Origin of the sequence: Neorhizobium petrolearium, from assembly GCF_029854435.1 — a bacterium.
Taxonomy (GTDB): Bacteria; Pseudomonadota; Alphaproteobacteria; order Rhizobiales; family Rhizobiaceae; genus Neorhizobium; species Neorhizobium petrolearium.
In genome coordinates this window covers 433,901-457,892 of sequence record NZ_CP123000.1, presented here as the reverse complement: position 1 = coordinate 457,892, position 23,992 = coordinate 433,901, and the positions used below count along the sequence as shown (strand labels likewise).

Sequence of the window (23,992 nt, the reverse complement as noted above, 5' to 3'; positions counted from 1 at the left end):
GCGTGTCTGGCTTCAGAGCCAGCCTTTCCAGCGGAAGACGAAAAAGGGAATAATGGCGGACAGGATCATCGCGACGATTGCGAGCGGATATCCAAAGTGCCAGTCGAGTTCCGGCATGAGATGAAAATTCATGCCGTAGATGGAGGCGACGAGCGTCGGCGGCAGGAAGACGACCGATGCGATCGAGAAGATCTTGATGATGGCGTTCTGTTCGACATTGATGAGACCGAGCGAAGCATCCAGCAGGAAGGCGATATTGCCGGCGATGAAGGCGGCGTGTTCCGACAACGTGTTGACGTCGTGCGCAACCGTGCGACAAAGGCTGGCATCACTCTTGTCGCCCTTGATCAACGGGACGTTCATCAGGAAGGTCAGGAGCCTGGAAAGCGAGCCCAGGCTGTCACGCACCTTGCTGATCAAACGATGATGATCGGCGATGTCCGCAAGCTTGGCTTCCAGGAACCGCGGCGCACGGCGTCTGCCGTGATCACGGAAGATATCGGACGACAGCTTGTCGACACGATCGACCGTGTTTTCGAGAATCTCGGCCGTGCGATCGGCTATCGTCTCCAGCAGTCTCCCGAGCAGCGTCACGCCGTTGCGCATCTCGTCTGGCGCGCGGCCGAGAGCGGCGATGAAGAGCTGAAAACTCTTCGGTTCCGCGTAGCGGACAGTGATCAGCCGGTTGCCCGAGAGGATGAAGGCCACGTCGGTGAGCTGGGGATCCTTGCCATCCGCACGCCAGACCAGAGAAGCGGTCATGAAGACTGCGTCCTTCTCGATGTAGAGGCGGCTCGACGGCTCGATGTCCCTGAGGTCAACTCGGGTCGGGACCTGAATGCCGACAAGCCCCTCCACATAGGCATCTTCCTGCGGTGTGGGGTTTACGAGATCGATCCACGTGACATCGTCTGGAAGCTGCGGCAGCGCCTCTGCCGGCAGAAGCGTCCTCGTCGAGCCATTGGCGCTATAGGCATTGATCAATCTTTGTCTCCGGCCGAAATCCGTCGGCCTTGAACGAGAAGCGGGCTTGCCGGCTCCTTCCAGGGCCATTCGGCCTCCAGCGGGACGCGCCTATAAAGATAGCCATAGTCAAAATCAAGAGGCGTATAAACGTCGCTGTCAGCGCGGCAACATGACTCCGGCCCGCAGGATGTTCAAGAGGGCATGCGGCTGCGAGAGGAATCTCGATCGGCATCAAGGTCTTGGCCGGGAACGCCGGCCTTAGCCACTTCCGACCAAAGTCGAACGGTTCGTTTGCCGCGATGGCATTTCGCTTATACGGATTTTATTCGAAAACGATGGCCGGTGTCTGTCGTGGAGCGCGACCGCCGAGCTCGGCCCAGACCTTTGCGGCGATCTGCCGGTAGATCTCCGCCGTCGCCCCTTGCGGATCGGAAACGACCGCCGGAGTTCCGGCATCGGACCGCTCGCGGATGTCGATCGTCAGCGGCACCTCGCCCAGGAAGGGCACCCCGATCCGCTCTGCCTCGCCGCGTGCGCCGCCGTGGCCGAAGATATCGTAGCGCTTGCCGGTATCCGGGGCGAGGAAATAGCTCATGTTCTCGATGATGCCGAGCAGCGGCACCTCCACCTTGCGGAACATGGCGATCCCCTTGCGGGCGTCGATAAGCGCCAGATCCTGCGGTGTCGAGACGATAACGGCGCCGGCAAGCGGCACCTGCTGCGCCATGGTGAGCTGCGCATCGCCCGTGCCGGGCGGCATGTCGACGACCAGCACGTCGAGCTCGCCCCAGGCCACTTCGCGCAACATCTGCATCAGCGCCGACTGGACCATCGGGCCGCGCCAGATCATTGCCGTCTCCTCATCCACGAGGAAACCCATGGACATGGCCTTCAGGCCATAATTCTCCATCGGCTTTATGATGCGATTCTCGATCTGTTGCGGGCGGCCGGAAATCTTCAGAAGCCGCGGTACGGAAGGGCCGTAGATGTCGGCATCCAGAATGCCGACGCGCAAGCCATTCGCCTGAAGCCCGAGAGCGAGATTGACGGCCGTCGTCGATTTGCCGACGCCGCCCTTGCCCGAGGCCACCGCGATAATCGCGCCCACTCCCGGTACGCCAGCCTTCTCGCGCTGCGGCGGATGAGAATGTCCCGAAGCATGACCATGGGATTGACCGGCAGAGGACGGAGGCTGCGGGCGCGGCGGCGGTGACGAGCCCGCCTTGCGGTCCGCCGTCAGCGTCACCAGCGCACCCTTGACGCCCGGCATCGCCTTGACGCTGCGCTCGGCAGCGATGCGCAACGGCTCCAGTTCCTGCGCACGCTCGGACGGCACGGTGATGGAAAAATAGACCTTGTTGTCGGAAATAAAGACATCCGACACCATGCCACGCGAGACGATGTCGCCTTCCAGATCCGGACCGCGCACCTTCGAAAGCACCGCCAGCACGTCTTCCTTCGTCACGTCGGACATTTTTCAAACTCCCGATTTTTCAAGCATCCTTCCGAAACGAAAGGTCGCTTTCGGCGTATATAGGTGTTCCGCATTGCTGGGAGCAAGAAAGATTAAGCCGCCGCCCGATCGGCAGCCGTATGGCGCACTGATCGAACGACGGCTTTTCTTGGCACGCCTCTTGGGGCGCTTCACAGTCCCCTCTGGACCTGTACCATACAGAAGCACGAAACATGCCAGACGGGAAGATGCTTCCTTTTATTGAGTTTTTTCAACTACTTCTGATGGGAAATACTGCTGCAGCGCAGCAACCTGCCAGATCCGGACGCTTTTTTCGTCGATCTAGCCTTGGGCAGTGATGAATTTGTGTGCAGTGCAGCACGGATTTTTTTACTTTATCAAGCCGATACGGAGTGCCTTGGCCACTGCCTGGGTGCGGTTGACCGTGTCGAGCTTTTTTGCCGCACGGTTCAGGTAGTGATTCACTGTATGCTCCGAGAGACCGAGGATCTCGGCGATTTCCGCGCTGGTCTTACCGGCAGCCGTCCAATTCAGGCAGTCGATTTCGCGGTCCGTCAGCATGTCCGTGACGCGCACGTCGAGATTACGGATTTCAGACAGCCGCTCAAAGACATGGATGGAGATATACATCAGTTCCATCATCTGCTGACGGGTGAAGGGCGGGCCGTCGCCGGCGAAGGAAACCGCGCCGCGGCCGCCGGACATGTCATGCACCGGAAAATAAGCGCCACGGACGATGCCGAACCGCCCAAAAATGCTGCGCACCAGCGGGCCGCGCCGCTCGGGACCGACCGTTTCCAGATCGAAGGTTATCGGCAGGGTCGAAGCGTGGAGCCTGCGAAGGATGGGACTCGTCCGCATCAGTCCTTCGCGATCGAAGTGGGCCATCAACTCGGCCGGCCAGTTCGTGATCACGGTGTTGCTCGACAACTCGAGAGAGGTGGCCGGGGGAAGGTTGAGAACCATGAAGGTTCGGCAGCCGTAATGTTCCATCGCTCGCTTCATGAACCGGAACACGTCGAACTGAGTCCTGAGACCCGCGATCTCTTCGACATTTCCGTCAAAGGCCGGAGTTTTTCCAGCTTTCTCGGTATTGATGGACATCACTTGCTTCTTTGCTCGCCCGCCGCAATCGAGCGACCCATGGCATTTCCCATACATCCGCCTCGAACCGGCCATTCGTTATTTATTCGCAATACCTGCCGCGACGGAAATGCACTGAGGATCTTCTGGATCTCACTGAAGGCATTCCCGCCTGACGCACCCTTGGTCAAGGCTGCCATCTTGAGTTTAAATAAGTGCCAAATTTGTTGCTAATTATCAGTTCCGGCTTGTGATCGTGCCGTTTGCCCATTTTAAAAAATCTTCGCATGCTTCCAATCCTTTGTCAGGAGATAATTGTTGGGGATCAAATCAGCTATGCCGAACATTTGCGAACTCGCGTTTGAATGATACAGATTCGCCTGCCCTGACTGCAATTGGAGATTTTCCGTGACGACCGCTTACAATTTTGAGGGTGCTGTCCTTTCCTCGTCCCTTTGCGAACTTGGAGAAGGCCCCACCTTCGAATCGGAGACCGCAACGCTCTGGTGGTTCGACATCCTTGGAAAGGCATTGCACGAACTGCATATGGCGACCGGTCGCGAAATCGTCCACACATTGCCGGTCATGGGCAGCGCGCTCGCCTCCATCGATTCTACCCGGCAATTGCTGGCGAGCGACAAAGGCCTCTTTGTCCGCGACCGGGCAAGCGGAAGGCTTTCTCCCTATCGTGAACTGGAGCCAGAAAAGCCTGGCAACCGCTCCAACGACGGTCGCGTACATCCCTCGGGCAGCCTCTGGATCGGCACGATGGGCAGGAAAGCCGAAGACGGTGTCGGCGCCATCTATCATGTGGCCCACGGCGTGGTAACGAAGCTCTTCGATCGGATCAGCATCCCGAACTCGATCTGCTTTTCGCCGGACGGGACGATTGGCTATTACGCCGATACGCGGGTCAATCGGCTAATGCGCGTTCCGCTCGATCCCGAGACGGGCCTGCCGGCTGGCGACGCCACCGTGCTTGTCGATGAGAATGGCAAGCCGGGCGGCATCGACGGCTCCATCTGCGCAAGCGACGGGACGATCTGGAACGCACGTTGGGGTCAGGGGGCCGTCGATCACTATGCGGCGGACGGCACGCATCTGTCGCGCCATCTCTTACCGGCGCGCAGGACCACCTGCCCGGCCTTCATTGGCGACGGGAGGCTTGCCGTAACCTCTGCCTGGGAGGGGCTGGATGATGCGGCGCGGGCCGGCGAACCCTTGGCGGGAGCACTTTTTGAGATCGCTGCGCCGATCCAGTGCAATCCTGAACCCGCCTATCGCCCGTAAATTCGAAAGAGGTCCCAAACTGCGAGAACGCCGAAAAGTTCCACCAGAACCGCCTAAAATTTCAGCAATTTGATCCGGAACCAATCGCCTTTCGTGACATTTTCCTCTTGAACTGACGCGGGCAAGGAACCCCCTTCTCGAGGGAAACCGCGTGTTCAAAAAGGAACCCTAGCAGAGGAAGGTAGGATCGTTATGAAGAAGACCCTTAGCACGATGGCGGCCGCAATTCTCCTGGCATCTACAGCCATTGCGCCGGCATTCGCCCAGACCCAGCCGACTCCTCCGGCATCTCCAGCTCCGGCTACGCCTGCCGCTCCATCCGATCCGGCTGCCAAGCCGGCTGACAGCGCGGCAACTCCTGCACCGAATACCGGCTCCGATATGGCTGCCTCTTCCGGCGGGTATTTGACGGAGCAGAGTGAAACCCAGGTCAGTGCCAATGATTACATCGGCAAGCCGATCTATAATGCCGAAGACAAGAGCATCGGCGACGTCAACGACCTGATCATGGAAGAAAACGGCGGTATCGTTGCAGCCGTGGTCGGCGTCGGTGGTTTCCTCGGCATCGGCGAAAAGGATGTCGCCGTTCCGATGGACAAGATCACCATGACCCGGGATGCCGAGGACAACAATGAAGTGCGCCTGACAACGACCGAGACGGCCGAAGCCCTGAAGGCGGCTCCGGAGTTCAAGACGCTGGCGGACCAGCAGGCCGAAACGGATCGGACGACCACTTCATCGACCGGCACACAGATGCCTGCAGGTGGCGGCGCCCCTCCGAAGCAATAAAAGTCCGGAACGGGCGACACGTCGCCAATTCAGAAAAAGGGGCGGCACGCGGCAGTGCCGCCCCCTCTGTTTTACAAGAGCGAGCAGAAACGCAAGGCGTCGTATATCGCCGCATGAATGTTGCGGCTGGCAACGGCATCGCCAATACGGATGAGATCGAAGCGGCTATCTGGCTGCTTCATCGGCAAGGGCGGCTTGCGGGCGATCAGCGCACGGTAGTCCACCGCACCCAGGTTTTTCGACATCGGCTTCAGCGCCAGGTAGAGTTCGGCATTGGCGGCCGTTCCGTGTTCCACCACGACCTGCGCCACCCGCCGCTCCTGCTCTGTTTTGGTCGAAAAATCCGATCCCAGGACGGCCACCAGCGCATTGCCGTCGCGTCGAACCGATTTCAGCCGCGTATTGATGGTGACACGCACCTTCTTCTCCGCGAAGGCTCTGGCATAAGGCACATGGTTCATGCCGCCCATTTCCGGAGCGAAGAAGCGCTCGGGGGACACGACCTCCAGCTCCGCGCCCGTTTCCGCGATCACTTCCGCCGCACTCATGCCCGGATGACCGCCGTTATCGTCGAACAGCAGGACCGGACCAGTCGGTTTCACCGCCCCCGCCAGGATATCCCAGCTCGACGTCAGAAGTTCATCACCGCTTTCCACCTCGGGCATCTGCGCCACACCGCCGGTCGCAACCACGACCAAATCCGGATCGAGAGCCAGCACGTCTTCCGGTTCGGCGTAGACATCGTAATGAATCTCAACGCCGATCCGTTCCAGTTCGGCAAGCCGCCAGTCGATGATGCCGATCATTTCCCTGCGGCGCGGATTGCGGACGAGAAGATTGACCTGCCCGCCGGCTTCGCCCGCCGCCTCCAAGATCGTCACGCGATGGCCGCGCTCGGCAAGAACTCGAGCCGCCTCAAGCCCCGCAGGCCCGGCGCCGACAACCACAGCCCTACGAATAACGTCCGCTTTGAAAATGACATGTGGCATGTCCCCTTCGCGGCCCGTCGCAGCGTTGTGGATGCAAAGCGCCTCGCCCCCCTCATAGATGCGATCAAGACAGTAGGTGGCGCCGACGCAGGGGCGGATGCGTGCTTCCTCGCCTCGCAGCACCTTTTCCGCAATATGCGGATCGGCGATATGGGCCCGGGTCATGCCGACCATGTCGAGTTTTCCGGTCGCAACCGCATGGCGGGCGGTCGCCACATCCGCGATGCGGGCCGCATGAAAGACCGGAAATCTCGTCGCCTCCCGCACCTCTCCGGCGAAATCCAGGTGCGGCGCGGACCGCATGCCCTGGATCGGGATCACCTCGTTCAAAGGGGCATCGTGATCGATATGGCCGCGGATGATATTCAGGAAGTCGATCTTGCCGGAACCCGCCAGGTGACGGGCAATCCCGATGCCCTCCTCCCGCGACAGTCCCTTGTTCCAGTCCTCGTCGGCAACCATGCGGATGCCGACGATGAAATCCGTGCCGACGGCCTTGCGCACTGCGTCGATCACCATCGTGGTGAAACGCAGGCGGTTCTCCAGCGAACCGCCGAATTCGTCCTCGCGGCGGTTGGTGGCCGGCGACCAGAACTGGTCCATCAGATGGCCGTAGGCCTCGAATTCGATGCCGTCGAGCCCGGCTGCCTGCATACGCTGCGCCGCGTCGGCATAATCGGCGACGATGCGCTCGACATCCCAGTCCTCCGCCTCCTTGGGAAAGGCGCGGTGCGCCGGCTCGCGGACCGGCGACGGCGCCAGCACCGGCAGCCAGTCGCCCTTGTTCCAGCCGGTGCGGCGGCCGAGATGGGTGAGCTGGATCATCACCGCCGCACCATGCTCATGACAGTCGTCGGCCAGGCGTTTCAGCCACGGCACGATCTCATCGCGATAGGCATGCAGATTGCCGAAGGCGGGCGGACTGTCGGCGGAGACCACGGCCGACCCGGCCGTCATGGTGAGCGCAATGCCGCCCTTGGCCTTTTCCACATGGTAGAGCCGGTAGCGGTCCTTCGGCAGGCCGCCCTCGGAATAGGCCGGCTCATGCGCGGTCGACATGATGCGGTTCTTCAGCGTCAGGTGCTTGAGCTGAAACGGCTGCAGAAGGGGATCGTTGGAGGTCGACATCGGCTTCCCGGGCGTTGAGGCGATGGGCCATCATCGCCCAAGGCCGCCTACATCGCGAGAACCGTGCGCGGCGCGTTCTGTCCGAAGAGCGTCGTCTTGAGGGAACTCAGCTCCGTTCGATCGTCACGAAATCGCGATAGTGGTCCTGGAGATAGCGCAGCGTCGCGGTGCTGTCAGCGGGTCTGCCGTAGTAGTATCCCTGGCCCATGCCGCAGCCGAGTTCCTTGAGCTTATCGGCATCGGCCTTTTCCTCGATGCCTTCAGCCACCACTTCCAGATCCAGGCCCTCGCACATGGCGATGATCGCCTTGACGATATGTTCGGAAGCGCGGTCGGTGGTGATGCGCGAGACGAAGGCACGGTCGATCTTCACCTTGTCGAAAGTGAAATCGCGCAGGCGGCCGAGACTTGACTGGCCGGTGCCGAAGTCGTCGAGCGCGATGCGCACGCCCTGCTTTCTGAGCTCGGTGATGATGCGCTGCGCCGTGTCAGCGGACGTCATCACCGCGGTTTCGGTGATCTCCAGTTCCAGCCGGTAGGGATCAAGGCCGACACGAGCCAGAGTCGAGAGGATGGTCTCGGTCGTGCCGGGGTCCATCAACTGGGCGGAAGAGAGGTTGAAGGACAGGAAAAGTTCGCGCGGCCACGAGAGCGCGGCCTCCGCAGCCTTGCGCAGCAACGTTTCAGAAAGCGCATCAATAAAACCCCGTTCCTCGGCGAGCGGCACGAAGATCGCCGGCGAGACGAAGCCCAGATCGGCATCGATCCAGCGGGCCAGCGCCTCGAAACCGACGACGGCACCGTCCTTGATGCGCACGATCGGCTGGAAATGCACATCGACCGCATCGGCAATGACGGCATTGCGCAGCGCCTGTTCAAGCTGCGTCGCCCGCTTCATCTCCTGGGCGATCTCGCGGGAATAGACGGTGATCTGGCCGCGGCCGCGACGCTTGGAACGGTAAAGCGCGGTCTCGGCGCTCTTCAGCAGTTCCTCGAAATCCTCCCCGGCAAAGGGATAGATCGCAAAACCGAACGAGGCGGAGAGACGCACGTTGCGGTCACCGAGATCGTAGGGGGCGGAAAGCACGTCCTTGATCATCTGGCCGATCCGTTCGGCCCCGTTCCGCTCGAATACCAGCGGCAGGACGAATGCGAACTCATCGCCCTCGTGGCGGGTAACAGTCGCGCCGTCAGGAATGCAAGCCTTCAGCCGATGGGCGACCTGACAGAGGATCTCGTCGCCCGCCTCGGCGCCGAAAAGATCGTTGATGGGCTTGAACCCATCGAGATTGGCGATGCAAATGGTGAAGGGCGCGGGATCCTGAGCGCGCTCGGCTGCCAGGAGGCGAACCTTATCGCGGAGGCGGTAGCGGTTTCCGAGACCCGTCAGAGGGTCGCTGTAAGCCATCGCCTGCAGCTCATTCTGGCTGACCTGCGGCAATGGGTGTCCCGCCGACTTCATGAATAATCCCGTTACGCTTCACAAGAACGAAGACAGGATGAGGGAAAAAGATTAAAAAATCATGGCCCGGGCCTAGCTTACGCCAAAAGTTTGATTAATCGGTTAAGCATATGACCGCTTCACCGGAATATCGAGATAGGCCTGGAACACAGCTTCCAGCGCCTCGGGGCTGATCGGCTTCAGGATCACGTCGTTCATACCGGCGGCGAAACACTCGTCCCGATCGCGATCGAACGGGTGGGCAAGCACGCCAATGATCGGGATGGAACCATCGATGGTTTCGAGCGAACGGATTCGGGCGCTCGCCTCGAAACCATTCAGTTTCGGAAGCGTGACGTCCATCAGGATCAGCCGCGGCGAAAGTTCCCGCCACATACGGACCGCCTCTTCCCCATCGGCGGCGATCGCATATCGATAACCGAAACCTTCGAGGATCTGCGAGAAAACGATCTGGTTCACCTCATTGTCTTCGGCGACAAGGATGTCGATGACAGGGCCATCGGCGTTCACCCCCGTGTCGATTTGCCAGTCCTCCTCCGGCATATTCTCCGCAGCTTCCGCGGGCTTTTGCTGGAGCAGATGAACGACGTTGGACGCCAGTTCCTGCATCATCTCCAGACCGTTGACCGCAAGGGTCGGAATGTCATGCTGCCTGGCAATCTCCATGCATTCGGCGTCGCTCGCCACGTCAATGACGATGAGATCCATGCGGATGCGGGAGTCTTTTACGAATTTCAGGAAGAGCCGGAGTTCCGCAGCAGTCGAAACCGACGATGTATCGAGCCGAAGCGTGGCAAGAATGTTCGATGCTTCGGCCTCCACCTGGGCGTCCGCCGAAACCATCAGAACCTTGCGGCCGGCGACCTCGGCGATGTCCCGCGCCGGGTCGGTAGGCATATCGCGCTCGTGGCGACCGAAAGCAGCTTCCATCACCTGAAGCCGGTCCTTGCTCAGGACGGGCTCACGACCATCGTCACCTGTTCCGACGAGCGCCGTGATGTCTTCCATGGCTGTAACGATGTAGTAGCGGCCAGGTTTGCCGATGCGATATTTGTTGGCGATGATGATCGCGTCCGGTCCATCCGGCCGTGTCACGCGGTCGGCAAGTTGGACCGGTTCCCCGGTATCGAAGAGTTGCCGGTTGATGCCATCAAGGCGTTTTTCCAGTTTGGCGGAATGGATATCCGATCCCTTGTGCCCCAGGACGGCTTCGACCGGCAAACCGAGGAACCGGCTGGCAGCCTTGTTGACGGCGACGAAGGTGGAATTTCTGTCCTTCACCGTGATCGGGAACGGCAGATGGTCGAGCACTTCCTCGGTGATCTGCACCCGCTCCATGTCTGCCCGCCATTGCTCCTCGCGCTTCTTATAGTCCGAGACATCCCTGATCACGGAAACGCCATAGCCGGAGGGCAGTCGACGCTTGGTGAAACTCAGCCAGCGGTCAGTCCCGCGGCGCTCAAGCGTGTCGGCGCGCTCCTTCCAGAGGGTGGCGATCTGTTCGGCAACCCAGTCCTCGCGGCTGAGCATGCGGCGAGGGCTGGTACTGTCGGCAACGAAGCGTCCGCCGCTATCGTAAACCGCGCCGAGGAAATCCCTGAGGCGCGTGCCGGGTGCAAGAAATCCCTTGGGAACCGGCAGGAGGCTGAGCAAATGCTGGCTGGCGAAAACGATCTGGTCGTTCTTGTCGTAGACAAGCAGGCCGCCCGAGACGCCCTCGGAAATCACTTCGAGCAAGGCAGTCTGAATGTTCGCGTCTGCCGACGCCAAATCATTCATAGGATGGAACTCCCCGTATGCTTTTTCGGACTCGGTTCAGAGACCGGCCGTTATGCCGCTTGGTCGCCTTTCGGCGTTATTCCTTCTAGTTTCAGTCGTGCGGGGTCGGAAAACATGCTGGCTCCAAGTCCTCAACGAGTGATCCGGTCTCGCATGACGGTGCCCAGCCGGCCGTCACCCTGATCACACGCGGGGAGCTGGCACTCCCCCGGGTTTCATCCAATTCAATGTCAACACAAATATCGGTCTTGTCTTAAGGCCGGATTAATGAACACTCGTGCACTTGTGCGAACCTGTCCTCAAATCGGTTGAACGTGTCCATCGAGGCCTTTTCTTCCTCACCCGAATCCCGGACAATGATCCCATGTCCGTCAAACAACTGCCCGAGACGCTGATCAATCAGATTGCTGCCGGCGAGGTCATCGAAAGACCTGCCAGCGCTGCGAAGGAACTGATCGAAAACGCCATCGATGCGGGTGCAACCCGCATCGAGATCGCTACCGCCGGCGGCGGCAAGAGTCTCATCCGCATCACCGACAACGGCTCCGGCATGGATGCTGCCGATCTCGATCTGGCTGTCCGGCGGCACTGCACGTCGAAGATTTCCGAAACGCTCGACGACATCCGCACGCTCGGCTTCCGGGGCGAAGCGCTGCCCTCGATCGGTTCGGTCGCCAAGCTCACGATCACCAGTCGGAGGGCCGGTGACGCAGCCGGCTCGCAGGTCGCGGTCGTCGGAGGCAAGAATTCCGGCGTCAAGCCGGCGCCCGCAAATCCCGGCACGGTGGTGGAGGTGCGCGACATATTTTTCGCCACTCCCGCCCGCCTGAAATTCCTGAAGACGGAAAGAGCGGAAGCCGGCGCCATCACCGAAATCGTCAAACGCATGGCGATTGCGTTTCCGAATATCCGCTTCGTGCTTTCCGGTTCAGACCGTTCCACCCTGGAATTCCCCGCGACCGGCGATGACCACCTCGCCCGCATGGCGCAGGTATTGGGAGCCGAGTTTCGCAACAACGCGATCGAGATCGATGCGGTACGCGAGGATGTGGCACTTTCCGGTTTCGCCGGCGTGCCGACCTTCCATCGCGGCAACTCTGCGCATCAGTATGCCTTCGTCAACGGCAGGCCGGTGCAAGACAAGCTGATTCTTTCGGCAATCCGCGGCGCTTATGCGGAAAGCGTACCGTCCGGTCGCTATCCCGTCGCGGTGCTGTCGATCACGCTCGATCCGGCGCTGGTGGACGTCAACGTGCATCCGGCCAAGGCGGATGTGCGGTTCCGCGATCCCGGACTGGTGCGTGGCCTCATCGTCGGCGCTATCCGCGAGGCGCTCGTGCGGGAAGGCGACCGCGCGGCGACGACCGGCGCGTCGGGCATGATGCGCGCGTTTCGCCCCGGCTTTTCATCCGTGCAGCCGGCTCCGCGCACGTCCTGGGCGGCAGCAGCCTCACCCTACCGACCGCTTCATCCGCAACCGGCCAACGACTTTTCCGAGCAGGTGCAGTCGGGCTTCGATGTGCTGACTATGCCGGCTGCGCGCACCGACGCGTTCATTGCCGAACCCGTGGCCACGCCTGCCGCTGCGGAGGGTGCGCCGCGCCATCGTCTCGGGGCCGCCCGCGCCCAGCTTCACGAGAACTATATCGTCGCGCAGACGGAGGACGGGCTCGTTATCGTCGACCAGCATGCCGCGCACGAACGGCTCGTCTTCGAGGCGATGCGCAAGGCGCTGGACAGCAAGCGACTGGCGAGCCAGGTCCTGCTGATCCCCGAGATCATCGACCTGCCCGAAGAGGACTGCGACCGGCTGGTGGCGCACGGGCAAGAACTCGACCGGCTGGGGCTTGTCATCGAGCGCTTCGGTCCCGGCGCGGTGGCCGTGCGCGAAACGCCCGCCATGCTCGGCGAAGTCGATGCGGCATCACTGGTGCGCGATCTCGCCGACGAGATAGCCGAATGGAACACGGCCGGCGGCTTGCGCGGCAAGCTCGAATATGTCGCCGCCACCATGGCCTGCCACGGTTCGGTCCGTTCCGGCCGCCGGTTGAAGCCGGAGGAGATGAACGCACTCCTCAGGGAGATGGAGGCGACGCCGGGCTCAGGCACCTGCAACCATGGTCGGCCGACCTATATCGAACTCAAGCTCTCCGACATCGAACGGCTATTCGGCCGGAGTTGAAAACCGCTGGCAATCGGAGCCCTATCAGGATAGAGCAGGCATATGTTTTTCCGCAGGAGACGACAGATGAACCGGTTCGAAGGCAGCGGCTATCGCGAGGCCAAAATCCGGTATCTTGACGGCGATTACCAGATTCTCGCCGCAGGCTCCTATGTCGTATGTGCCATGACAGGGGCGCAGATCCCGATCGACGAGCTGCGTTATTGGAGCGTCGCGCGGCAGGAGCCATATGCCGATTGCGCAGCCTCGCTCGAAGCTGAAAAACGCGCCGGCGCCCTGCCGAACCAGAGCCGCGCCTAGGCTTTCGCTGAATTTTCCCTCAACCGCCGCTCACGGAAATTGGCGATCGCCGTATCGATCATCTTGCCCGGCGCCTGCGGATCGTCGAAGGTCATGTCGACCTCGACCACTTTCGCCTTCTGAGCCAACTCCTCCATGCGGCCGTGGTGGCCGGCAAGCCGTACCGCGTCCTTGGCGGTCGTGACGAGCGTCAGGTTCTCCTTCGCGGCATCATCCAAGAGGTCGGCGATCTCGTCCTCGCTGAAATAATGGTGATCCGGGAAAGCCCGCTCGATCACGATCTGTCCGCCGATCTGCTTGACCGTACGGTAGAACTTCTCGGGGTCGGCAATGCCGGCGAAAGCAAGCAGCCGCCTGTCGGCGATCTCCGGGACCTCTCGCGGCTTCAACACCGCAACATAGACCTGCTTGCCGGCGCGCGCCGCCTGGCGCACCAGCTTGTCGGCCGCCTCTCCGGTCCCGACCTTGAGGATCGCCGAGAGCTGGCGCATCTGTTCGGCGATCGGCGCCCTCACCGGCCCGCCCGGCACGAGATGGCCGTTGCCGATGCCGCGCACCGTGTCGATGACGACGAGCGCGAAATCGAGCGCCAGGCGGGCGCTCTGGAAGCCATCGTCCATGATGATCAGGTCGACGCCTTCCTCGACCAGCTTGCGGGCACCGTCGACGCGGGTGCGGGAAATGACGGTCAGCGCCTCGCGGCACAGGAGCAGCGCTTCGTCACCGACCGCTTCGGCCCTGTGGTGAGCGGGATCGACCACGGTCGTCACATCAAGCGAACCGCCATAACCACGGCTCAGGAACCCGGGTTTCAGCCCCTTTTCCCTTGCCGCACGGGCAAGCGCAATCGCGGTCGGCGTCTTGCCCGCACCGCCGACAGTGAAATTGCCGACACAGAGCACCGGCACCGGCACGCTGGCGCGGCGCGCGCGCGCCATGCGGCGCCCGGCGATCCGGCCATAAAGGAAAGAAAAGGGGGAAAGGCCCCAGGCACGCCAATCCGCTTTCGTCCACCAGAATGGCGGTGCTTCCGTTACCATGCGCTAAGCTCTCCGGATGATCCGTCCTGAAACAGCCGCGAAGAAGATGGGAATTTCCCTGAAAAGGCAAGCCCCGGCGGAGGTTAGAGCGCTCCTGCCTGGTCGGGCAGAAGCGCCTCCAATGCAGTGATGTCGTCGAGGCAGATGTCGGCGGTCGCCGACAGCGTCTCGCGGGAACCGGTGCCCGTCATGACCGCAACGTTGAGGCCGACGCCGGCCTGCTTGCCCATGTGCATGTCGTGATTGTTGTCGCCGACCATGGCGACGCGGGCGGGATCGAGGCCGACCGAATGGCAGAAGCCAAGCAGCATGCCGGGCTCCGGCTTCACGCCATGGCCGCTATCGTAACCGGCAATGAAATCCAGATGCTCGATAAAGCCGAAACGGATGGCGGTCTGGTGGATCGCCTTCTCGTTGTCGCTCGAGGCGACCCCCAGCTTGTAACCCCGCGCCTTCAACCGGGAGAAGAGGCTCGCAAGATCGGTGACCGGCACCGAAAATTCGGCCGAACGGATAAACAAATCATCGAGTAACTTGGTCAGTTCCGCAACATCGAAGGGCGAACCGGCAGAGACGAAACCTGCGGCGATCTCGGCCGCATTGCCGGCGGCAAGCAGGCTGTCCGGCCGCGTATGGCCGGAGACGGGATCCATGCCGCCGGAGAACAGAAGCTGCGGTTCGAGTTCGGCATTGCCGGCGGATGCGATGCGGGCAGCCTCACGGTTTACCGGCCCCCAGCTTTCATCGTAACGCAACAGCGTCCCGTCCTTGTCGAACAGGATGCCGGCGATCCCTCTGAACTTTCCGGTGTTCATCGGACGGCGGCGGCAGCCGTTGCTGCTTTCGGCTGTAGCCGGGCACTCACTGTCAGCGGATTGATGTAGGGTTCCAATGCCTTGACCGTCTTCGAAAGGGCGCCGCGCATCTCTTCCATTGCGTCATAGCCCGAATCGACCATCTTGCGGCGGGCGAGGTCGTTGATCATCAGATAATGAACGGCCTTGGCCAGCATTTCGACATCCCGGACGATACGGGCTCCGCCCTTGCGCACGAGGTGCTGGTAGGCGTCGCGGAAATTCTGGATATGCGGACCGGAAAGCACCGCGCAGCCCAGCATGGCCGGCTCCAGCGGATTCTGGCCGCCCTCAGCCGCGGCAAGCGACTTGCCGACGAAGGCGATTTCGGTGAGCTGCAGGTAAAGCCCCATCTCGCCGATGGAATCGCCGAGGAAAATATCGGTCTCCGGCGTCAGCGGATCGTTGCGCGAACGACGCGCGACAGTCAGCCCCGCCTCTTTCAGCATGGTTTCGATCGCATCGGCGCGATCGGGATGGCGCGGCACGAGAATGGTCAACTGGCCATTCTTCGCCTTCAGCGCACGATGGACGGTCGCAACCGCCTGCTCCTCGCCATCGAAGGTGGAGATCGCCGCCCAGGTCTGGCGGTCACCGATCTCCTTGCGATAACGGGCCAGCAGGGTCTCGTCGCAAGGGGGCGGATCCGTATCGCTCTTCAGGTTGCCGGAAACGATGACCGGCCAGGCACCGAGGTCGCGGAATCGTTCCGCATCGAGGTCAGACTGAGCCACGACCAGAGCCATCTTTTCGAACAGCGTCTCGGCAATCGAGCCATAGTTGCGCCAGCGGTCGAAGGAACGGTCGGAGATGCGGGCGTTGACGCGGATCTGGGGGATATAGCGGCGGGCGAGTTCAGAGACCGTCGTCGGCCAGATTTCGGATTCCGCCGTGATGCAGGCATCCGGCTTCCAGTAGGCGACGAAGCGCTTGATCGGAAATTTCACGTCGAGCGGCACGTATTGATGGATGACCTCGTCGGCAAGGCGCGACTGGACGAGGTTGGCGGAAGTCACGGTGCCGGTGGTGAGCAGGATATGGATTTCGCGGCGCCGCAGCTCGCGGATCAGCGGCATGATGGCGATCGTCTCTCCCACACTTGCGGCGTGCATCCAGACGAGCGGCCCCCGCGGACGGGGAAGGCTCGCATAACCCAGCCGCTCCAGCCGGCGGCTGCGGTCTTCCTTGCCCTTGATGGCGCGGTAGCTGAGATAGGGGCCGACCAGCGGATAGAGCACGATACCAGCCAGCCGATAGCTGAAAAGAGCCGTGCGCGCCAAGCCGCTGCTCATAGTACCTGCACCCGATCGATCGTGACCGCCGTCAATATGACAACCCCTCTTATTTCGTAATCCGTAGCCCAATTTCTTGTGTTTTACAAATGCGTCAAAATAGGGTCCTCGCAGGGGCGTCGTCAGGCGGAGGACTTGTATTCGGATGCGGCCCGGAGCCAATCCTCAGAGAGTGCGGCTTACCTCAGACAGGCTTGACGCCGGGGTCCAGCAACCGGTGCATATGAACGATGAAATAGCGCATTTCGGCATTATCGACCGTCTGCTGCGCCTTCGCCCGCCATGCGGTAAGCGCGCTTGCATAATCGGGGTAGATGCCAACGATATCGAGCTTCGAAAGATCCTTGAATTCCACGCCTTCAAGGTTCTTGAGCTCGCCGCCGAAGACCAGATGCAGAAGTTGTTTGTTTTCGCCCGTTTCCGTCATTGTCGATATCCGTTCATTCCAGCCTCCCCGGCCCCTCCTCTGCGGCATTCTCGAAGAAACGTCAACCCGCTCCGCCGGCAACCTTCGGCAGCAGATCACGAACCGCCCCTTCGGCACCGGCAACCAGCATTTCGTGGCGGACATCGCTCCGGTTGTAGACAAGCCGTCTGCCGTCAAGATCGACAAGGCGCCCGCCGGCACGTTCGACGATCAGATCGGCTGCGGCGAGGTCCCAATCGTGGGAATTGCGCTTGACGATCGTGCCGTCGATCCGGCCATCCGCCACCATGGCCAGCCGATAGGCCAGCGACGGGATGTGCCCCACGCGATGCACCATCTCGCGGAAGGCCGGATCGAATTTCTTGACGAGGCCCTCGTCCGCCGCGATCACCAGCTTGTTATCGGCGTGCCCGACGCTGACGGTGATCGGATCATCGTTCTTGAGCGCCGGGCCGTCCTTGACCGCGGAGAATTCCTCGTTCAGCGCCGGCGCGACCAATACGCCCGCAACCGGCTGGCCGCGATGGACGACGGCAACCGAGACGCACCAGGTCTTATCACCATTGATGAAGGCGCGCGTGCCGTCGATCGGATCGACAACGAAGAGCGTCTCGCAGGACAGACGGGCGACGTCGTCATCCGTCTCCTCGGACAGCCAGCCGTAATCCGGCCGTGCTTTCCGAAGCAGGCTTTCGAGACGGTCATTGGCGGCGAAATCCGCGGTACTGACCGGAGACCTGCCCTCGTTCTTCCACCAGACCTCAGGCGCCTGGCCGAAGAAGCCATGTGCGACCTCGCCGGCCTGCCGCGCCGCATGGAGGATGAGGTCGAGGTCTTCCTGCCAATGCTCAGCAGCGCTCATCGGGATCACCGCCCCGCCAGCGTCATGCCCTCGATGGCGAGCGTCGGGGAAGCCACGCCGAACTTGCGGTCGATATCGTTTGCCGGCGTGATCCGCATGAACATGTCCTTGAGATTGGAGGCGATCGTCACTTCCGAAACGGCATAGGAGAGCTCACCGTTCTCGATCCAGAAGCCGGTCGCGCCGCGGCTGTATTCGCCGGTGATCATGTTGACGCCTTGGCCGATCAGTTCCGTCACGTAAAAACCGGTGCCGACCGACCTGATCAGGTCCTCGGGAGAAATGTCACCGGGTTCCAGCGCGAGGTTGGTCGAGGCGGGCGTCACCGCCGTGCCGCCCCGCACACCACGGCCGTTGGTCGCAAGTCCGAGCTCGCGGGCCGTCGAGGTCGACAGGAACCAATGTTTGAGCACGCCGTCCTCGATCATCACCATGCGCTCGCCCATCACGCCCTCCCCGTCGAAAGGACGCGAGGAGGCGCCCCGGACGACGAGCGGATCATCGGTGATGTTTAGTCCAGCCTTCAGCACCTGCTGGCCCATCCTGTCGCGCAGGAAACTCGTCTTGCGCGCCACGGACGCGCCGTTGATGGCGCCTGCGATATGGCCGACGAAACCACGGGCGATACGCGGATCGAAGACAACGGTAATATTGCTGCCGGTTTCCACCTGGCGGGGATTGACGCGCTTGACCACTCGCTCGCCGGCGCGGCGACCGATCAGCTTCGGATGATCGAGATCGGCGGCATAGAGGCGGGCGTCGAAATCGTAGTCGCGCTCCATCTTCGTGCCCTCGCCGGCGATCACGCTGACGGATCGACCGAAGCGGCTCGCCATGTAGCTGCCGGAAAAGCCGTGCGAGGTGACAAGCACGAGACCGCCCATGCCTGCGGAGGCTCCAGCACCGGAGGAATTGGTGACGCCCGGAACGTCGAGCGCCGCCTGCTCCATTTCGAGCGCCGCCTCCCGCAATGCCTCGGTCGGAACATCCGTGCTGTCGAAAAGATCGAGATCGGGGTAGGATTTCGCAAGGTCCTTCTCGTCCGCCAGGCAGGCGAAGGGGTCTTCGGGCGACACCTTCGCCATCGCGACGGCGCGCTCGGCGAGCGTCTTCATGTCGAAGCCGGGATTGGCCGAAACACTGGCAACCCTTTTGCCAATGAAGACGCGAAGCGAAAAATCATCGCTTTCGGAGGCTTCCGTTCCCTCCACCTTGCCCAGCCGGGCACTGACGGAGCGGGAGCGGGAGCGCACGACCACCGCATCCGCCTGATCCGCCCCCGCGGCCCTGGCTAGATCGATGAGTTCGCTGGCGCGGGAAAGCAGAGCGGCGGAATCGATTTGGGAGGTCATGATTGCAAGCCTTTCATTCTCGTCCCATTTATTGTGCACTGTCAGAAGCATCAAGGGCGACTCGCCGATTCTTGAGAGGACCAATGCCTGCCGAACTCCGAAAGTGTCCCGCATGACCGCACCCGGCTCCCTGCTTTCCCAAATTCTTCTGCTTCTGGCTGGAGCGGTCCTCGCTGCACCGCTGTTCAAAAAGCTCGGACTGGGTACGGTACTCGGTTATCTCGCTGCGGGCGTGGTCATCGGACCGGTGCTGCAGCAGATTATCGATGCTGAAGAAGTGTTGCACTTCTCCGAGTTCGGTGTCGTCTTCCTGCTGTTCATCATCGGGCTGGAACTGAAGCCCTCGCGGCTCTGGCAAATGCGCGGCGACGTTTTCGGACTCGGTCCGGCGCAGGTGGTGCTGACCGGCCTCGTGCTGATGATGCTTGCCTATTTCACCAACATGGCAGACTGGCGCGGCAGCCTCATCATCGGTTTCGGCCTGGCGCTCTCCTCGACCGCCTTCGCATTGCAGATCCTGAACGACGAAGGCGACATGAACAGCCGCTACGGCCAGCGGTCGTTCTCCGTGCTGCTTTTCCAGGATCTCGCCATCGTACCGCTTCTGGCGCTGATCACGATTCTGGCCCCTGGGACCACGGAAGCGGAAGCAACGCCACTCGTCGATTTCGCCGTGGCCGTTGCCGCCGTCGGCGCGATGGTGCTTGCCGGCCGCTATCTGCTCACTCCGATGTTCCAGGTGATCGCCCGCACGGGGGCGAGGGAGGTGATGATCGCCGCCGCACTCCTCGTCGTGCTCGGATCAGCCACGGCCATGCAGGCTGCCGGCCTTTCCATGGCGATGGGAGCCTTCCTCTCCGGCGTGATGCTTGCCGAATCCTCCTACAGACATGAGCTGGAAGCGGATATCGAACCATTCCGCGGCCTGCTGCTGGCGCTCTTCTTCATGGCGGTCGGCCTGTCGCTCGAAGTCCACGTCATCCTGGATAACATCCTCTTCATCCTGCCGGCGGTGCCGATCTTCATGGCCGTCAAGTCGTTGATCGTCTACGGGCTGTGCCGCCTCTGGGGATCGTCGCACAACGATGCCGTCAGGATCGCCTTCCTGCTGCCGCAGGGTGGTGAATTCGGTTTCGTGCTCTTCACGACGGCGACCGCCGCGGGCCTCCTCTCCTCCGCGACCGCTTCGCTGCTCATTGCCATCGTAACCCTCTCCATGGCGTTCACGCCGCTCGGCGCGGCACTTTCCAAGCGTTTCCTCAGCGGTGAAACGCGCGAGGAACTGGAGGAGGATTTCGACGGAGCAGGCGCCGACGTGCTGATGATCGGCTTCTCGCGTCTCGGCCAGATCGCCGCGCAGATCCTTCTTGCCGGCGGTCGCGAGGTCACCGTCATCGACGACTCCGCCGACCGCATCCGTCAGGCGGCATCGTTCGGCTTCCGGATCTATTTCGGCGACGGCACGCGCCGCGACGTGCTGATCGCCTCGGGCATAGAGCGGGCAAAAGTCGTCGCGGTCACCACCCAGAAGCGCGAGACGACCGACCGGATCGTCGACCTGATCCGCTCGGAATTCCCTGACGTGCGCCTCTTCGTGCGCTCTTACGACCGTATTCACTCCTTGTCGCTTCGGGCCCGGAATATCGAATACGAACTGCGCGAGACGCTGGAATCCGGTCTTCTCTTCGGCCGCCGGACGCTGGAGGCGCTCGGCATGTCTGAAAACGAGGCAGAGGAGATCGGCGACGATATCCGCCGGCGCGATGAAGAACGGCTGCAGATCCAGGCAGTCCAGGGGCTCGGTGCCGGCCGCGAGATGCTCTTCAACAGTCCGGTTCGGCCGGAGCCGCTGATCAAGCCGAAGCGGGCGCCCGTCATGGACGAGATGGGTTCGGAGCCGGCGGTGGCGGAGACCAGCTAGGGCAGGTCGACCGCCTCTGTTCTTCCCAGGCAAGCCGGCGCTACTTATTGCGCTCGGCCATCGAGACGATCGTTGCAAGGAGTTCCTCTTTGGCCTGCGAGGGCGTGATCTCACCGGTCGCAGCAGCGTGGGAAAGAGCCTCTGCCGCGCCAAGCATGCTCCACAAACCAGCCGACCTGATAGTGCCCGCCTTTGCAAAGGGGGCAAGAACAGCCCGGCACTTCTCCATGAAGACAGCCTGGTAATCGCGCTTGATCTTTTCAAGCTCCGGGGAACCGGCAAGGGCAGCGATGACGCCCGGTATTTCACGCCCCTGCTGCAGGACGCAGTCCACATAGGAGGAGGCGATCACCCGGGCACGGTCGGTCAAGTCGGCTTCGCCCTTCTCCAATGCAGCGTCCATAACGGCTGTCTGGCGCGCATCGAACTCCTGGTAGAGAGCTATCAGCAAATCCGGACGGGTGGCGAAATGATCGTATACAACGGGCTTGGCGACCCCCGCGCCCTCGGCCAGACGACCGAGGGTCAAGGCATCGGTCCCCTCGTCTCGGGCAATTTTCCATGCCACATCGAGAAGCTGACGATGCCGGGCCTCGCGCGTGAGGCGCTGGCGTGGACGGCGGGTGGTTTGCTCTTCCATGCTTGACTTCGCTATATACCAAAAGTAACTTACCAAAAGTATATAACCTCCAGGCCTCCACAGCAAGCTCATCAGGAGTATCCGACATGCATGCCCTTATCGTCGTTGCGCATCCCGAGCCGGGTTCCCTTACCCATAATGTCGCTGCCCATATCGGACACGGTATCACCTGCGATCCGGCCGATTCTTTCGAGATCGCCGACCTCGCCGCCGAAGGCTTCGATCCCCGGTTTACGGCGGTCGATCTGGCGGTCCATCGTCGCGAGATGGCCGCTTCCGCGGACGTCATCGCCGAACAGGCGAGAATAGATCGCGCCGATGCGCTTGTACTGGTCTATCCCGTCTATTGGTGGTCAATGCCGGGACTGCTGAAGGGGTGGATCGACCGCGTCTTCAGCAATGGCTGGGCCTATGACGAAGGCGCCGATCTGAAACTCGTCAAAAAACTTCAGCGGCTCCCTGTCCATCTGGTGGCCATCGGCGGCGCCGACATGCGCACCTATGCGAGGCATGGTTATTTCGGTGCCATGAAAACGCAAATCGACCATGGGATTTTCGACTATTGCGGCGCCAGGGTGGTGACTTCGGAGCTTTTGCTGGAGCAGCGGGAAGGAGAAGATCAGCGATTACAGACCGCGCGCACCATTGGCTGCAATCTCTTCAGAAAGAAGATGTCCCAGGCCGCCTAGCGATCTCAGGCTTCAATCGCTGCGTGAAGCGCGTCGATGGCGCGCTTCAAGTCGTCCTTCACGCCTTCGGATTCCTCCAGGATTTCACGGGCCCTCAGGAAATCCAGCACCCGGAACCGGTTGACCGAGGGTCGCAGGAAAATATGCGGCGGGTTGAGCTTCAGCTTGAGCGCGATACTCGCCTGCATGGTGAGCTGGCTCGCGCCGAACAGGCTGTCGATACGGCTCGGAACATGGGTGCCGTCCCCTTCCGGTGCGCCGACCACATCGACGCCGATCACCACGTCGGCAAGCTCCATCAGATGTTCGTAGGGAACCGGATTGAAGACGCCGCCGTCGACCATGATCCGTCCATTGACGCGCACCGGCATGAAAAGGCCGGGAATGGCCGCGGAGGCTGCGATCGCCGTGCGCAGTTCGCCCTCCTCCAGCACCACCTCCGCCTGGCCGTAATAATCCGTGGCCGAAATTTTCATCGGGATGTGGAGATCGGCGAAATCCTCCGGCACATCAGGCGGCAGGAAGGCATCCAGAATGAGTTCGAGATTGAAGTGGCCGAAGCGGAAACCGCCGAGCTTGTCGCGCATGGTGGCCGGGCCGAGGCTCCAGAGCTTGTTGAGCAGCACTCCGCGATTGCCGATCGTTTCCAGCGTAAAATTGCGGATCTCGCGGCCCTTCATGCCCGACGCCATGCCGGCTCCCATAATCGCGCCGATCGAGGAGCCGGAGATCGCTACCGGCCGGATGCCAAGCTCGTCGAGCGCCTCGATGATCTGGATATGCGAAATGCCGCGTGCCCCGCCGCCGCCGAGGGCGATTGCAAAGGTCAGCCCGCTTTTCCGTTCCGCGGACTCGACATCGGGAAGCGCAAGCTTGACGTTCATTCCTTTCCTCTCACGCCTTTCTTTTCACATCGGCTGGTAGCGGAAGAAATCCATGCGAGTGTCGCCGAAGAGACGGCTTTCGAGCAGTTTGAAGGCCGGATCCACCGCAGATTTCACGTCGGCACGTTCCTCCAGGATCGCCAGGGCGCCCGGAACCAGCCAGCCGCCCGTGTGGGCCGCGAGCAGGGCCGCATCGCCCAGACCCTGACCATAGGGCGGATCGGCGAAAAGGAAATGGAAAGGCTCCATCGTGCCGATCGCGCCAAGCTTCGTTGCATCGCGGCGCAGGATACGAGAGCGGCCATGCAAACCGAGATTGTCGATGTTTTCCCAGAGCAGGCCCCGCCCCTCGACGCCGTTCTCGACAAACAGGGCATGACGACAGCCTCGCGAGACGGCTTCGAGACCGACCGCGCCGGTGCCGGCAAAGAGATCGATCACCCGTGTGCCGTCCAGCGCTTCCGGATAGACGTGGCTGATGATGTTGAACAGGCTTTCGCGTGTCCGGTCGATGGTCGGCCGGATGGCATCGGTTTTCGGTGTGGCCAGGGACCGGCCGCGAAACTCACCACCTACGATCCGCACTGTC

At 61.7% G+C, this 23,992-nt stretch carries 21 protein-coding genes; 6 read left to right on the top strand and 15 right to left on the bottom strand.

Annotation, left to right across the window (positions count from 1 at the left end; all coding sequences use genetic code 11):
* Positions 1 to 12: 12 nt before the first annotated feature.
* The 3 genes from QEO92_RS02345 to QEO92_RS02335 all read right to left on the bottom strand — a co-directional run bounded on the left by QEO92_RS02345 (position 13) and on the right by QEO92_RS02335 (position 3,544).
* Positions 13 to 984: a magnesium transporter CorA family protein gene (locus QEO92_RS02345; RefSeq protein ID WP_037159874.1), complete on the bottom strand. Its 972-nt coding sequence runs from the start codon at positions 982 to 984 to the stop codon at positions 13 to 15.
* 304 nt (positions 985 to 1,288) lie between these two features.
* Entirely contained in the window at positions 1,289 to 2,440 is a 1,152-nt protein-coding gene (apbC, locus tag QEO92_RS02340; protein ID WP_227702028.1) for an iron-sulfur cluster carrier protein ApbC, read from the bottom strand.
* Between the two features lie 369 nt (positions 2,441 to 2,809).
* Complete coding sequence (locus QEO92_RS02335) at positions 2,810 to 3,544, bottom strand: LuxR family transcriptional regulator (protein WP_227702027.1); 735 nt, start codon at positions 3,542 to 3,544, stop codon at positions 2,810 to 2,812.
* Positions 3,545 to 3,931: 387 nt separating this feature from the next.
* On the opposite strand from QEO92_RS02335, the gene QEO92_RS02330 reads away from it, so the two are divergent.
* Together QEO92_RS02330 and QEO92_RS02325 are read left to right on the top strand one after the other, a co-directional pair.
* On the top strand, positions 3,932 to 4,813 hold the full coding sequence (locus QEO92_RS02330) for an SMP-30/gluconolactonase/LRE family protein (protein ID WP_227702026.1): 882 nt from the start codon (positions 3,932 to 3,934) through the stop codon (positions 4,811 to 4,813).
* A 192-nt stretch (positions 4,814 to 5,005) separates the two neighbouring features.
* A complete protein-coding gene (locus tag QEO92_RS02325) occupies positions 5,006 to 5,602 on the top strand; it encodes a PRC-barrel domain-containing protein (protein ID WP_227702025.1) in 597 nt (198 codons plus the stop codon).
* Between the two features lie 71 nt (positions 5,603 to 5,673).
* On the opposite strand, the gene QEO92_RS02320 is transcribed toward QEO92_RS02325, so the two are convergent.
* From QEO92_RS02320 to QEO92_RS02310, 3 genes are all read right to left on the bottom strand, one after another.
* Positions 5,674 to 7,719 carry an NADH:flavin oxidoreductase gene (locus QEO92_RS02320; RefSeq protein ID WP_227702024.1) on the bottom strand — a complete coding sequence of 682 codons (2,046 nt, stop codon included), beginning with the start codon at positions 7,717 to 7,719 and terminating at the stop codon, positions 5,674 to 5,676.
* 106 nt (positions 7,720 to 7,825) lie between these two features.
* The gene (locus QEO92_RS02315) at positions 7,826 to 9,181 is read right to left on the bottom strand and encodes a putative bifunctional diguanylate cyclase/phosphodiesterase (RefSeq protein WP_227702023.1); all 1,356 of its coding nucleotides are present in this window, start codon (positions 9,179 to 9,181) and stop codon (positions 7,826 to 7,828) included.
* Positions 9,182 to 9,283: 102 nt separating this feature from the next.
* Positions 9,284 to 10,960, bottom strand: coding sequence for a response regulator (locus tag QEO92_RS02310; protein WP_227702022.1), 1,677 nt, complete (start codon positions 10,958 to 10,960; stop codon positions 9,284 to 9,286).
* 364 nt (positions 10,961 to 11,324) lie between these two features.
* On the opposite strand from QEO92_RS02310, the gene mutL reads away from it, so the two are divergent.
* Together mutL and QEO92_RS02300 are read left to right on the top strand one after the other, a co-directional pair.
* Positions 11,325 to 13,142 (top strand): DNA mismatch repair endonuclease MutL, encoded by a 1,818-nt coding sequence (gene mutL, locus QEO92_RS02305; protein ID WP_227702021.1) that lies wholly within the window; start codon positions 11,325 to 11,327, stop codon positions 13,140 to 13,142.
* Between the two features lie 66 nt (positions 13,143 to 13,208).
* Positions 13,209 to 13,442, top strand: a complete 234-nt coding sequence (locus QEO92_RS02300) for a DUF2093 domain-containing protein (protein ID WP_037158353.1) — start codon at positions 13,209 to 13,211, stop codon at positions 13,440 to 13,442.
* Here QEO92_RS02300 and lpxK read toward each other — a convergent pair.
* From lpxK to QEO92_RS02270, 6 genes are all read right to left on the bottom strand, one after another.
* Positions 13,439 to 14,482, bottom strand: a complete 1,044-nt coding sequence (gene lpxK / locus QEO92_RS02295) for a tetraacyldisaccharide 4'-kinase (RefSeq protein ID WP_227702020.1) — start codon at positions 14,480 to 14,482, stop codon at positions 13,439 to 13,441. The genes QEO92_RS02300 and lpxK overlap by 4 nt on opposite strands.
* An 83-nt stretch (positions 14,483 to 14,565) precedes the next feature.
* A complete protein-coding gene (locus QEO92_RS02290) occupies positions 14,566 to 15,297 on the bottom strand; it encodes an HAD family hydrolase (RefSeq protein WP_227702019.1) in 732 nt (243 codons plus the stop codon).
* The gene (gene waaA / locus QEO92_RS02285; protein WP_227702018.1) at positions 15,294 to 16,628 is read right to left on the bottom strand and encodes a lipid IV(A) 3-deoxy-D-manno-octulosonic acid transferase; all 1,335 of its coding nucleotides are present in this window, start codon (positions 16,626 to 16,628) and stop codon (positions 15,294 to 15,296) included. The genes QEO92_RS02290 and waaA overlap by 4 nt, the downstream gene beginning before the upstream one ends.
* 184 nt (positions 16,629 to 16,812) lie before the next feature.
* Positions 16,813 to 17,055: a DUF4170 domain-containing protein gene (locus QEO92_RS02280; protein ID WP_037158364.1), complete on the bottom strand. Its 243-nt coding sequence runs from the start codon at positions 17,053 to 17,055 to the stop codon at positions 16,813 to 16,815.
* Positions 17,056 to 17,116: 61 nt separating this feature from the next.
* Positions 17,117 to 17,917, bottom strand: a complete 801-nt coding sequence (locus QEO92_RS02275; protein WP_227702017.1) for a 3'(2'),5'-bisphosphate nucleotidase CysQ — start codon at positions 17,915 to 17,917, stop codon at positions 17,117 to 17,119.
* Between the two features lie 5 nt (positions 17,918 to 17,922).
* Positions 17,923 to 19,269, bottom strand: coding sequence for a TldD/PmbA family protein (locus tag QEO92_RS02270; RefSeq protein WP_227702016.1), 1,347 nt, complete (start codon positions 19,267 to 19,269; stop codon positions 17,923 to 17,925).
* Between the two features lie 112 nt (positions 19,270 to 19,381).
* Here QEO92_RS02270 and QEO92_RS02265 point away from each other — a divergent pair, with 112 nt between their 5' ends.
* On the top strand, positions 19,382 to 21,190 hold the full coding sequence (locus tag QEO92_RS02265) for a monovalent cation:proton antiporter-2 (CPA2) family protein (RefSeq protein ID WP_227702015.1): 1,809 nt from the start codon (positions 19,382 to 19,384) through the stop codon (positions 21,188 to 21,190).
* 40 nt (positions 21,191 to 21,230) lie between these two features.
* On the opposite strand, the gene QEO92_RS02260 is transcribed toward QEO92_RS02265, so the two are convergent.
* Positions 21,231 to 21,830 carry a TetR/AcrR family transcriptional regulator gene (locus tag QEO92_RS02260; RefSeq protein ID WP_227702014.1) on the bottom strand — a complete coding sequence of 200 codons (600 nt, stop codon included), beginning with the start codon at positions 21,828 to 21,830 and terminating at the stop codon, positions 21,231 to 21,233.
* 86 nt (positions 21,831 to 21,916) lie between these two features.
* On the opposite strand from QEO92_RS02260, the gene QEO92_RS02255 reads away from it, so the two are divergent.
* Complete coding sequence (locus QEO92_RS02255; RefSeq protein WP_227702013.1) at positions 21,917 to 22,519, top strand: NAD(P)H-dependent oxidoreductase; 603 nt, start codon at positions 21,917 to 21,919, stop codon at positions 22,517 to 22,519.
* 5 nt (positions 22,520 to 22,524) lie between these two features.
* Here QEO92_RS02255 and QEO92_RS02250 read toward each other — a convergent pair whose 3' ends face one another.
* The gene (locus QEO92_RS02250; protein WP_227702012.1) at positions 22,525 to 23,403 is read right to left on the bottom strand and encodes a patatin-like phospholipase family protein; all 879 of its coding nucleotides are present in this window, start codon (positions 23,401 to 23,403) and stop codon (positions 22,525 to 22,527) included.
* A 24-nt stretch (positions 23,404 to 23,427) separates the two neighbouring features.
* The gene (rsmD, locus tag QEO92_RS02245; protein WP_037158380.1) at positions 23,428 to 23,988 is read right to left on the bottom strand and encodes a 16S rRNA (guanine(966)-N(2))-methyltransferase RsmD; all 561 of its coding nucleotides are present in this window, start codon (positions 23,986 to 23,988) and stop codon (positions 23,428 to 23,430) included.
* Positions 23,989 to 23,992 lie beyond the last annotated feature (4 nt).

Excerpts from the sequence above, each read along its gene's own strand:
- QEO92_RS02270 (WP_227702016.1), bottom strand. The coding sequence starts at position 19,269 with ATGACCTCCCAAATCGATTCCGCCGCTCTGCTTTCCCGCGCCAGCGAA.
- QEO92_RS02310 (WP_227702022.1), bottom strand. The coding sequence starts at position 10,960 with ATGAATGATTTGGCGTCGGCAGACGCGAACATTCAGACTGCCTTGCTC.
- QEO92_RS02280 (WP_037158364.1), bottom strand. The coding sequence starts at position 17,055 with ATGACGGAAACGGGCGAAAACAAACAACTTCTGCATCTGGTCTTCGGC.
- QEO92_RS02290 (WP_227702019.1), bottom strand. The coding sequence starts at position 15,297 with ATGAACACCGGAAAGTTCAGAGGGATCGCCGGCATCCTGTTCGACAAG.
- QEO92_RS02265 (WP_227702015.1), top strand. The coding sequence starts at position 19,382 with ATGACCGCACCCGGCTCCCTGCTTTCCCAAATTCTTCTGCTTCTGGCT.
- QEO92_RS02300 (WP_037158353.1), top strand. The coding sequence starts at position 13,209 with ATGAACCGGTTCGAAGGCAGCGGCTATCGCGAGGCCAAAATCCGGTAT.
- QEO92_RS02315 (WP_227702023.1), bottom strand. The coding sequence starts at position 9,181 with ATGAAGTCGGCGGGACACCCATTGCCGCAGGTCAGCCAGAATGAGCTG.
- QEO92_RS02255 (WP_227702013.1), top strand. The coding sequence starts at position 21,917 with ATGCATGCCCTTATCGTCGTTGCGCATCCCGAGCCGGGTTCCCTTACC.
- mutL (WP_227702021.1), top strand. The coding sequence starts at position 11,325 with ATGTCCGTCAAACAACTGCCCGAGACGCTGATCAATCAGATTGCTGCC.
- QEO92_RS02250 (WP_227702012.1), bottom strand. The coding sequence starts at position 23,403 with ATGAACGTCAAGCTTGCGCTTCCCGATGTCGAGTCCGCGGAACGGAAA.
- lpxK (WP_227702020.1), bottom strand. The coding sequence starts at position 14,482 with ATGGTAACGGAAGCACCGCCATTCTGGTGGACGAAAGCGGATTGGCGT.
- QEO92_RS02325 (WP_227702025.1), top strand. The coding sequence starts at position 5,006 with ATGAAGAAGACCCTTAGCACGATGGCGGCCGCAATTCTCCTGGCATCT.
- apbC (WP_227702028.1), bottom strand. The coding sequence starts at position 2,440 with ATGTCCGACGTGACGAAGGAAGACGTGCTGGCGGTGCTTTCGAAGGTG.
- QEO92_RS02320 (WP_227702024.1), bottom strand. The coding sequence starts at position 7,719 with ATGTCGACCTCCAACGATCCCCTTCTGCAGCCGTTTCAGCTCAAGCAC.
- QEO92_RS02335 (WP_227702027.1), bottom strand. The coding sequence starts at position 3,544 with ATGTCCATCAATACCGAGAAAGCTGGAAAAACTCCGGCCTTTGACGGA.
- waaA (WP_227702018.1), bottom strand. The coding sequence starts at position 16,628 with ATGAGCAGCGGCTTGGCGCGCACGGCTCTTTTCAGCTATCGGCTGGCT.
- QEO92_RS02260 (WP_227702014.1), bottom strand. The coding sequence starts at position 21,830 with ATGGAAGAGCAAACCACCCGCCGTCCACGCCAGCGCCTCACGCGCGAG.
- QEO92_RS02275 (WP_227702017.1), bottom strand. The coding sequence starts at position 17,917 with ATGAGCGCTGCTGAGCATTGGCAGGAAGACCTCGACCTCATCCTCCAT.